The organism is Streptomyces sp. 5-10 (assembly GCF_014712245.1).
GTDB classification, from domain to species: domain Bacteria; phylum Actinomycetota; class Actinomycetes; order Streptomycetales; family Streptomycetaceae; genus Streptomyces; species Streptomyces violaceusniger.
Map to the genome: position 1 here is coordinate 137,097 of NZ_JACVYG010000018.1, position 7,956 is coordinate 145,052.

Below are 7,956 nucleotides of genomic sequence, written 5' to 3' on the forward strand. Positions count from 1 at the left end.
CACCGGCGTTGTCAGTCGCTACGTGTGGAACTGAGCACGTCACCCCCGGTGCGTCGTATGGCAGGAGCAGCCCGAATGAAAACCCAGGACGACCACGTCGAGGAGCTGTACGGTCTTCCCGCCTTTACGTCTCCTGTCCCCGGGGAGTCCTCACAGCTGCCCGAACCCGGCGCCGTGGACTGGCGGATCGGCTACGAGAGGTGGACTACGACCTCCGCGAGCCCGACATCTGCGTCGGACCGGACAGTTACTGAGAGGGCGTTGGAAGTGGGCGCATTGCCCTGAGTTCCAGGCGGCGCCAACAGCGCAAGGGAGCATGGCAGTTCTTGGCCCTCTCATCGGGGCAGTACGCCGACGACGCCGGGCGCCACGGGAGACGTCCGCACCCGTTCCGGAGCCGCAGTCCGGCTTCCCTTCTGCTCGCCCCGCCTCGCCTCGCCTGAAGAGTCGACCGCTGCGGCGTCCCGAATTCTGCCTCCCCGCACATCACTTGGCGGGAGCCGGCCCGGGTCATCCACCGCCGGGGGCCTTCTCGCCCGCCCCACCGCCAGCAGCCACACGCTGATCGACTCGTCGGCTCACGGCGCCGAGGGACCGCCCAGCGCACGCACCGCCGCCTCGGTGAGCGTCTTCGCGGTATGTACCGCGCTGATGACGGCCTCGTCGGGATCGAGCCCGCACAGATCCATGAGGGCGAACAGCGCCTCGGCGCTCACGACGACCGCGAGGTCCCGCTTGAGCTGGGCGAACGCTTCACGGTGCGGTCCGCCGAGCGTGGCCTCCATGGGCAGGAGCGCATGGTCGATGAGTCCGAAGCGAATACCGGGTCGTCTGGTCACCGTCTCGGGCCGGGTGATCGTGGCGGCGATCATCGCGCGCACCGCGCCCTGGCGGGCGAGGACGCCGCGGAGCAGGAACTCGCAGGCAAAGGCGACACGTTCGACGGGGTCGGTGGAGTCCGCGACCGGCGCTAGCGCCTCGGCGGGGGCCGGCCAGACGTCGGCCAGGGTCTCGCTGATCAGCGACGGCAGGTCGGGAAAGTAGCGGTAGGCGGTCGCTTCGGACACCTGGGCCGCGCGGGCGATCGCGGGGCGGCGGCCAGGAGCTCACACCGGAGTCGACCGTCGCGGTCATGAGCCGCTACGCCACCACTCCCGCCACCGACTTCGCCTGACGGCCACCTTCCCACCGAACTTCAGGAGCACGCGATGAACCGCAACACCCACGCCCTCACACTCGACCAGGGCACCCTCGACATCACCGTCGACCTCTACAGCGAGCAGGGACACCCCTTCCTGCTGCTGCATGGAGGGGGCGGCCCGCAGACGGTGACCCCGTTCGCGAGCCTCCTCGCCGAGCAGCGGCCGGCCAGGGTGTACACCCCCGTCCACCCCGGCTTCGATGGCACCGACCGCCCCGAGTGGCTGACCAGCGTCACGACTCTGGCAAAGGCATACGCGCAACTGCTCGACGCGCTGGATCTGCGGGACGTCGCCGTCGTCGGCAACTCGATCGGCGGCTGGATCGCCGCCGAACTGGCGGCTCTGGGCAGCCTTCGGATCAGCAGCGTCATCCTCGTCAACGCCGTTGGCATCCAGGTCCCGGGCCACCCCATAGCCGACACCTTCTCCCTGACCCCCGTCGAGCTGTCCCGACTCTCCCTCCACGACCCCTCGAAGTTCCGATTCGACCCGAGCGCTCTGACCGAGGCGCAGCGCGCGATCGGGGCCGCCAACCGTGCCACGCTGCAGGTCTATTCGGGTCCGCATGTCATGGCCGACCCCACCCTGTCCGAGCGCCTCGCCAAAGTGCCCCACTCGACCCTGGTCGCCTGGGGCACAAGCGACCGGGTCGTGGACGCGGGCTACGGACACGCCTACGCACAGGCCATTCCCGGAGCCGAGTTCCGTCTGCTGGAGGGCACCGGTCACATGCCGCAGACCGAGACGCCCGAGCAACTCCTGCCGGTTGTCTGGGACTTCGCCGATGCCCACGCCGCGAGCGTGTCGTCCGCCTCTTCCTGAAGTCCGCCTTCCGCGCCCAAAGGCACCGAATCCTCGCGGCTGCGAGGCCCGGACGGTGAATTCCACGGGAAGCGCCCAGCGCAGCCCGTCGGTCCGCGCTGCGGTGCTCCTCGCTTTCCGATCCTCCTCGCATGTGGTGTTCCGGCACCGGCTTTTGGCACGGATGTTCTGTCGGATGTCGCTGTGGTTCAAGCGCATACAGTGCCGATGTTCTAGGCTCCAGCAGCGGGGACACCCCAGTACTTTGCTGGGCCCAACCAGTGCACACGAAAGACGAGAAACACGTGAACTGAGAGAACTCCAACCGTATGATCGCCATGACAGGTGCCAGAACTGGCATTCGGCTGCGACTGCGCACCGACGGCTGCACCGTGGCGGTTCACGCGCCACGAGACGGCTCTGAAGCCGACCGTCCACGAGAGCGCGCGGCACTCGCCGTCCACTGCCTGTGAGGGTGTCGACGACCAGAGTCATCCCCGGTAGCCACACGGTGCTGCGACCCATCGTTATAGTCCTTCCGTCTCAACGCGAGTCACGGCGACTTCGCCGTGTGCCGATCCTCGTTTCCCCGACCCCACTCAAGGGAAAACAGATGACTGCACGGAAATGTAGCCTGCCCCGGCAGGAACTGATAGTGGAAAATGAATCCTCTCGGACCAGCGGCGACAGCTGGACTCACCAATTCTCCGACGAGTGGTTTGGTATTGTCACGCCCCTGCAAGGAAGCTGTCAGATTGAAGGTACAGACAGCCAAGGTTGGCGACGCACCATGCTCATGCCTGGAGAAGGCTGCAGGATCGCGCCCAGCAACTTGATACGGCTCAGCAGGACACCCCCGAGGCTTCTGCCGTTCGAAGTCGCCTGCATCCGGTTCCCCGTAGCAATCCTCCAGAAGGCGCTGGACGAACGCCCAACTATCCCTGCTCGTGGCGTATCAGAATTACACACACTCCGCGTCTTCAATCCACTCGTCGCGTCGATGGCATCCCAAGTCGGCAGGCGTGCGGCCTGCGGAAAGGTTCGCGGCGCCGGTTCACCGAGCTGCCGTCGCACCGGAACGCAGGCTTTCCGTGCTGTGACCTGGCGGTTGTCCGTCCAGCGGACAACATCCCGTTCTGGCGGAATGTTTCCTCCATCGTGGGGAGGACCAATCCATCGACAGACGGACTCTCATGGCGGACCGGAAGATTGCCCTGGTCACCGGCGCTGGACGCGGACTGGGCATGGGTATGGTGAAACACTTGAAGCGCTCGGGCGTCGCAGTTATGGGCACCTATTTTACCAGTGAGCGCTCGGCCGCCGAGGCCACTGGGGCGGACCTTGTCTTTTGCCAGCTCGATGTTACCCGGATCGACACGTTGGCGGATTTCGTCACCACTGTACGGAGCACGCTGCGGAAAAGCTTCGGCGTGGAGACCTTCGACTACCTGTTCAACAGCTGTTACGCAGCCAGGAAGTTGAACTCGCCCCGCAAGTAGAGGCGTTGGCCGCCAGGAGAGCGGCGGTGGCGGAAGCCGCGGCGACCCTCAGCCTCTTATACGACGGCACAGAACGACTGATCGGCATCGACGCCATCAAGACGAAACTTGAGATCCTCGCACAAGGGGTCGAGGACGAGTGTCTCGCGGTGCTCCCCCGGCGGCGCCCAGTCACAGGCGAGCCTCGATGCCTCCCGCCCTCTCGACGAGGAAGCGCTGAGACGAGGAATCACCTTGTGCAACCTCTATCAGGACACCATGCGCCACGACGAGCTGACTCGCACCTACGCGGAGTGGCTGGCCGAGCAGGGGGACAGGTGCGCACCGCCACCGTGCTGCCGCCCCGCATGCCGATCTTCGACCGGAGGGTCGCGGTCGTGCCGATCGATCCGGACAACTCCCGTGCCGACGCGCTCATCGTGAACCCGTCTCGTCCAGGCCGACATCAAGAAACTCGCCGCAGATAACGGCGCTCACGGCATGCGGCATGTAACTGGAGCGGCCCGAGTATGCCGCATACCACCCCCTGTCCCCCCATATTCCAGGATTCTCAATGGTGACGAGACCACTTCCGGGAAGTTCTGTCCGCATACTGTCTGGCACGGTATCGTGTGCAAAATGTCGACTCATCGGGCAGGCAATAGCTCTCTGGCTGAATGGATGGTCCGATCGCAGCCTGCATCTCATTGAAGAATGCCTCTCGTCGGCAGCGGCCGACTCTTCGTGCAAGTGTGAACTGCAAACCAGAATATGGTTGCCTTTCATGCTGATAAGGAGAGGAGAATTCGACCGGGTAAGGGAAATTCTCTACCATCCAGAAGATCCGAATATCAGCCTGTTTGGTCCGACGATCTACCCGGCCGAACTATTGCTAGCCCGGTCGCATCTGGCTTTCATGGCCGGCGACCTAGACGCAGCAGTAGCCATGAGTGAACAGGTGCTTGCGCAAGCCGGGGTTGCCGATCAACTACGTATCGCGAGTCGCCTCATCCTGGCATTGGCTGCTTTACGGCGTGTTGATGTGAATGCTGCGTCATCGCATATGCAGATGATCGCCGATGATGCATTCATGGGGCGTCTCACGGTGCTGACGGGGCAGTGCGCATGGGTAAATGCGCGGGTACGCGAAGCGCAATGGGGGACTGAGGGTGTGGCTCCATTTATGGAGGAACTCGTTGACTTCGGGCCGGTCAGCCGGAATGTATTCCTGTCACAGTCGGCTGCAGCGCCCTGGCTTGTGCGATCGGCGCTGAAAACCGACCAGAAGTCAATGGCGCGACAAGCAGTGAAGATAGCGCAAAAACTGGCGGGAATGAACCCACACCACCAAACTCTGGCCGCATCAGCCCTCCACGCGAAGGGCCTATTCGAGCAGAATCTGGACGATATGTGGCACGCAGCCGAGACGCAACTCCAGCCCTGGACGCGAGCTTCGGCGATGGAAGACATCGGAAAGTGCATGGCCCTTGAGCGGTCACAACAGGATCAGGCCGTACGGATCCTCGAGCGGAGCGCTGACACCTATATATCGGCGGGAGCCCCCCGCGACGTATTGCGAATCAAAAAAAGGTTATGGGATCTCGGTGTTAGGCACCATCAATCCCGTTGGCGGATAAGTCCACAGAGGGCGATCGTGGATCTCACCGAGACGGAAATCAAGGTGGCTCAATTGGTGGCCCAAGGAATGACCAACACTCAGACGGCTAAGCATCTCTTTCTGTCTCCGCATACCGTAGCTTACCACCTGAAGAAGATATTCCCTAAGTTGCAGGTCTCCTCACGCGTGGAACTGGCCAGGGTCTGGACCGATATCGTTGTGTCTGGTACCGAAAGCTTGGAGGTCATCGCGCGGCGGGCACACAGCACAAGCGCCAACGAGAGGTCCGGGTAGTCCAGCGGAAGACGGCGACCTCTTTTCCGCCAATCGTGATGAATTCACCTTCGTGGACAAAGTGCTCGAATCCACCACCGAAGCGGTGCCTGATCTTCTCCGTTAGTGAGGTGGCGACCTGCAGCCTTCCTTTCTCCGGAAGATACTCCGGGCCACCGGACAGAAATACCTGGAAACTAGCCATCCTGAAAACCTCCAATATCTCGCGAATCCGCAGTGGGCTTTTGTCCGGGGAGAATCTGACAGTGGCCGCTCGTCAGGAAAGCGCGTTACAGAAGGCCGTGGTCAGGGTTCTTCCCTGGTCTGTGGACGGGGTGTTGAGGGCTGAGTGCGTGTGAGTGGAGACGTTCAGCGGACTACGAGTCGAGTAGTTCGGGCGGCTACTTACAGCCGTCCAGGAACAGGGCGCTGAAGGCTGAGGTGGCGAGTGTCGTGGCGGCTTCCGCTGGCGGAACGGCTGCTGCTGGTCGCCGTCTTGGACGGGACGAATCTCACGATGTCGCAACTCGCCCCGCTGTTCGGCATCTCACCGACGACGGTGTGCCGAGTCATCCAAAGGCTGGGCCGAGGCTCTGGCATGCTCGGGGTCATCCATCTCGTCGAAAGTCGACGTGTCGTCCTCACACGTCCCGCCAGACCGGACAACAGGTAGCAGGGCCGGTCCCGTTCTGTGCTGACCCGCCGGTCGGCGCGATAGGGCGCGGGGCGGGCGTACCGGGGGACCAGCCACGGGTGGCTGCCGTCCCAGATCTTTACCCGGCTCAGCGGCGCCTTGGTACGCAACCCGCCGAGCCAGGTGGCCGATCGAACGGGCAGGCGTCCGCCTGGGGCATCGGAAACTGCGTGTCAGTCTCGGTAGTCATCCGTTCCCTTCCAGGGACCGCCAGGTGCCCATCACCGTGGTGGAGGAGAGGAGTGCAATCAGATGAAAGCTGAACCACAGATCCAAATTAGAGCCCGGTCAGCACGCCCGCATCCCTCAAATCGGTAGTCGTCGAGGCGATCGCATCAAGCCCATGACCCTCCGAGTTTCGCAGTTGGTAGGCACACGGCCGCCCAGGACGGCGTTGTTCAGCCGGTGAGCGTTTTCAGCGCGGTCCGGGGGCGCAGGCCGAGGCAACCGAGATCGCCCGCCGGGTTCGCGACCGCTGGGGCATCGAGAACAAGTCCACCATGCCAGGGACACCACGTACCGAGGACGCCTCCCGCGTACGTATCTGCACCGCTCCACCTGCCATGGCATCCCTGCGTAACCTGGCCATCGGCGCTCTCCGACTCACCGACCACACGAACATCGTCGCTGGACTCCGCCACGACGACACGGTGAAGTCCATGACGCCCTGTGACGCCCGCTGGAATTCGGCGAAGTCGGCGTCCGAGACCTCCAGCATCACGGCGATCACCTGGGACGGCAGGGGGAAGGCGAAGTCGGCCACCAGGTCGGCCGGCGGCCCCTCGGCGATCAGCCGGTCCAGGAGGCCGTCCACGATGTCCTGGATCATCGGCCGCATGGCCTCGGTGCGCCGGATGGTGAAGTGCGCGGTGAGCATGCGGCGGATCCGGGCGTGCTCCGGATCGTCCATCCTCCCGAGGTTGAATACATCGGCCGGTACCTCGAACTTCACAAAGCGTGGCATCGCCTTGTGGGTGCCGTCGGCGCTGAACTGTCGTCGCCGAGTACGGTCCGCGCCTCGTGATAGCCGGTGACGAGGAACGGGGTGCTGCCGTCCCACATCCGCACCCGTGTGACGGCGGACCGCTCGCGCAGCTCCTCGTATCCCGGCGGGGGTGAGAACGGGCATGCAGCAGCCCGCAGTTCGGGGTAGTCGCGTATCTCGTCCATGCCTGTCCGTCCCGTCAGTCGCTCCGTCGCCACCACTGCGCCGCCTACGGATTGCCAAGTCTGGTCCGCGCGCCGGCTCCCTGGTCCCCTAACCACTCCCCTATCCCCCTTGCCTCGGTCCGGCGCCAGCAGCGGGCGGCGCGCTCAGCCGGAGGACGCTCCCGTGGCACCGATGAGCAGCCACAGACGGCGTGACAGCTCCTGCCGGTTTCCCACCGAGAGCTTGCGGTAGATGCGGGTCAGATGCTGCTCCACGGTGCTGACGGTGATGTAGAGGCTCTTGGCGATTTGCCGGTTGGTCATTCCGGACGCCGCCAGCGTGGCCACGCGCCACTCGGCCTCCGACAGCACGGGCAGCTCACCGTTCTCGGCCGCCGGGCCGGGGACGTCGTCCTCGGTGTGTTGAGCCTCCCCGGCACCCTGGGGCGGTTGGGGGCTCCCGACGCTCTCAACACCGTCCACCACGAGCTCTCGGCGACTTTCGTGCTGGGCGCTCATCCCGCACTCGTCCATCAGCTTCTGCGCCTCGTGCCAGGTGGTGCGCGCCTGTTGGGTCTCCCCGGTGCTGAGGTAGTCCTGGCTGAGCTCGGTCAGCGTGCGGGCGAGTTCATAACGGTCACCCTGCTCACGCAGGCACTTGGCGGACTGGTAGAGGAGCAGCCTGCGCTTGTCCGGGTCCTCGGCCATGGCCAGGACGCGCAGCGCTCTGCCCCGGGTGCT

Annotated in this window: 8 protein-coding genes and 1 pseudogene; 4 read left to right on the forward strand and 5 right to left on the reverse strand. The window is 64.4% G+C overall.

Annotated elements, in window-relative coordinates; translation table 11 throughout:
• Window positions 1–578 precede the first annotated feature (578 nt).
• Window positions 579–1,067: a TetR/AcrR family transcriptional regulator gene (locus IEJ02_RS21660; protein WP_223864182.1), complete on the reverse strand. Its 489-nt coding sequence runs from the start codon at window positions 1,065–1,067 to the stop codon at window positions 579–581.
• Window positions 1,068–1,208: 141 nt separating this feature from the next.
• Here IEJ02_RS21660 and IEJ02_RS21665 point away from each other — a divergent pair, with 141 nt between their 5' ends.
• From IEJ02_RS21665 to IEJ02_RS21675, 3 genes are all read left to right on the forward strand, one after another.
• Window positions 1,209–2,024: an alpha/beta fold hydrolase gene (locus tag IEJ02_RS21665; protein ID WP_191066366.1), complete on the forward strand. Its 816-nt coding sequence runs from the start codon at window positions 1,209–1,211 to the stop codon at window positions 2,022–2,024.
• A gap of 1,172 nt (window positions 2,025–3,196) precedes the next feature.
• The gene (locus IEJ02_RS21670) at window positions 3,197–3,502 is read left to right on the forward strand and encodes an SDR family NAD(P)-dependent oxidoreductase (RefSeq protein WP_191066367.1); all 306 of its coding nucleotides are present in this window, start codon (window positions 3,197–3,199) and stop codon (window positions 3,500–3,502) included.
• Between the two features lie 763 nt (window positions 3,503–4,265).
• Window positions 4,266–5,393, forward strand: a complete 1,128-nt coding sequence (locus IEJ02_RS21675) for a helix-turn-helix transcriptional regulator (protein WP_191066368.1) — start codon at window positions 4,266–4,268, stop codon at window positions 5,391–5,393.
• On the opposite strand, the gene IEJ02_RS48745 is transcribed toward IEJ02_RS21675, so the two are convergent.
• Complete coding sequence (locus IEJ02_RS48745; RefSeq protein ID WP_223864183.1) at window positions 5,344–5,577, reverse strand: DUF5988 family protein; 234 nt, start codon at window positions 5,575–5,577, stop codon at window positions 5,344–5,346. The two genes, IEJ02_RS21675 and IEJ02_RS48745, sit on opposite strands and share 50 nt — an antisense overlap.
• Window positions 5,578–5,731: 154 nt before the next feature.
• On the opposite strand from IEJ02_RS48745, the pseudogene IEJ02_RS50805 reads away from it, so the two are divergent.
• A pseudogene (locus tag IEJ02_RS50805) lies at window positions 5,732–5,958 on the forward strand (helix-turn-helix domain-containing protein); the annotation flags it as partial.
• 523 nt (window positions 5,959–6,481) lie between these two features.
• Here the strand turns inward: IEJ02_RS50805 and IEJ02_RS21685 are convergent.
• From IEJ02_RS21685 to IEJ02_RS48755, 3 genes are all read right to left on the reverse strand, one after another.
• Window positions 6,482–6,976, reverse strand: a complete 495-nt coding sequence (locus IEJ02_RS21685; protein ID WP_191066369.1) for a cytochrome P450 family protein — start codon at window positions 6,974–6,976, stop codon at window positions 6,482–6,484.
• Between the two features lie 38 nt (window positions 6,977–7,014).
• Window positions 7,015–7,236, reverse strand: coding sequence for a hypothetical protein (locus IEJ02_RS21690; RefSeq protein WP_191066370.1), 222 nt, complete (start codon window positions 7,234–7,236; stop codon window positions 7,015–7,017).
• A gap of 144 nt (window positions 7,237–7,380) precedes the next feature.
• Window positions 7,381–7,956 (reverse strand): helix-turn-helix transcriptional regulator (locus tag IEJ02_RS48755; RefSeq protein ID WP_223864184.1); only part of this gene is annotated, 576 nt, incomplete at its 5' end.

What these genes read in the sequence shown, in the direction of transcription:
- IEJ02_RS21690 (WP_191066370.1), bottom strand. Translation starts at nt 7,236, where the DNA reads ATGGACGAGATACGCGACTACCCCGAACTGCGGGCTGCTGCATGCCCG.
- IEJ02_RS48745 (WP_223864183.1), bottom strand. Translation starts at nt 5,577, where the DNA reads ATGGCTAGTTTCCAGGTATTTCTGTCCGGTGGCCCGGAGTATCTTCCG.
- IEJ02_RS21675 (WP_191066368.1), top strand. Translation starts at nt 4,266, where the DNA reads ATGCTGATAAGGAGAGGAGAATTCGACCGGGTAAGGGAAATTCTCTAC.
- IEJ02_RS21665 (WP_191066366.1), top strand. Translation starts at nt 1,209, where the DNA reads ATGAACCGCAACACCCACGCCCTCACACTCGACCAGGGCACCCTCGAC.
- IEJ02_RS21670 (WP_191066367.1), top strand. Translation starts at nt 3,197, where the DNA reads ATGGCGGACCGGAAGATTGCCCTGGTCACCGGCGCTGGACGCGGACTG.
- IEJ02_RS21685 (WP_191066369.1), bottom strand. Translation starts at nt 6,976, where the DNA reads ATGGACGATCCGGAGCACGCCCGGATCCGCCGCATGCTCACCGCGCAC.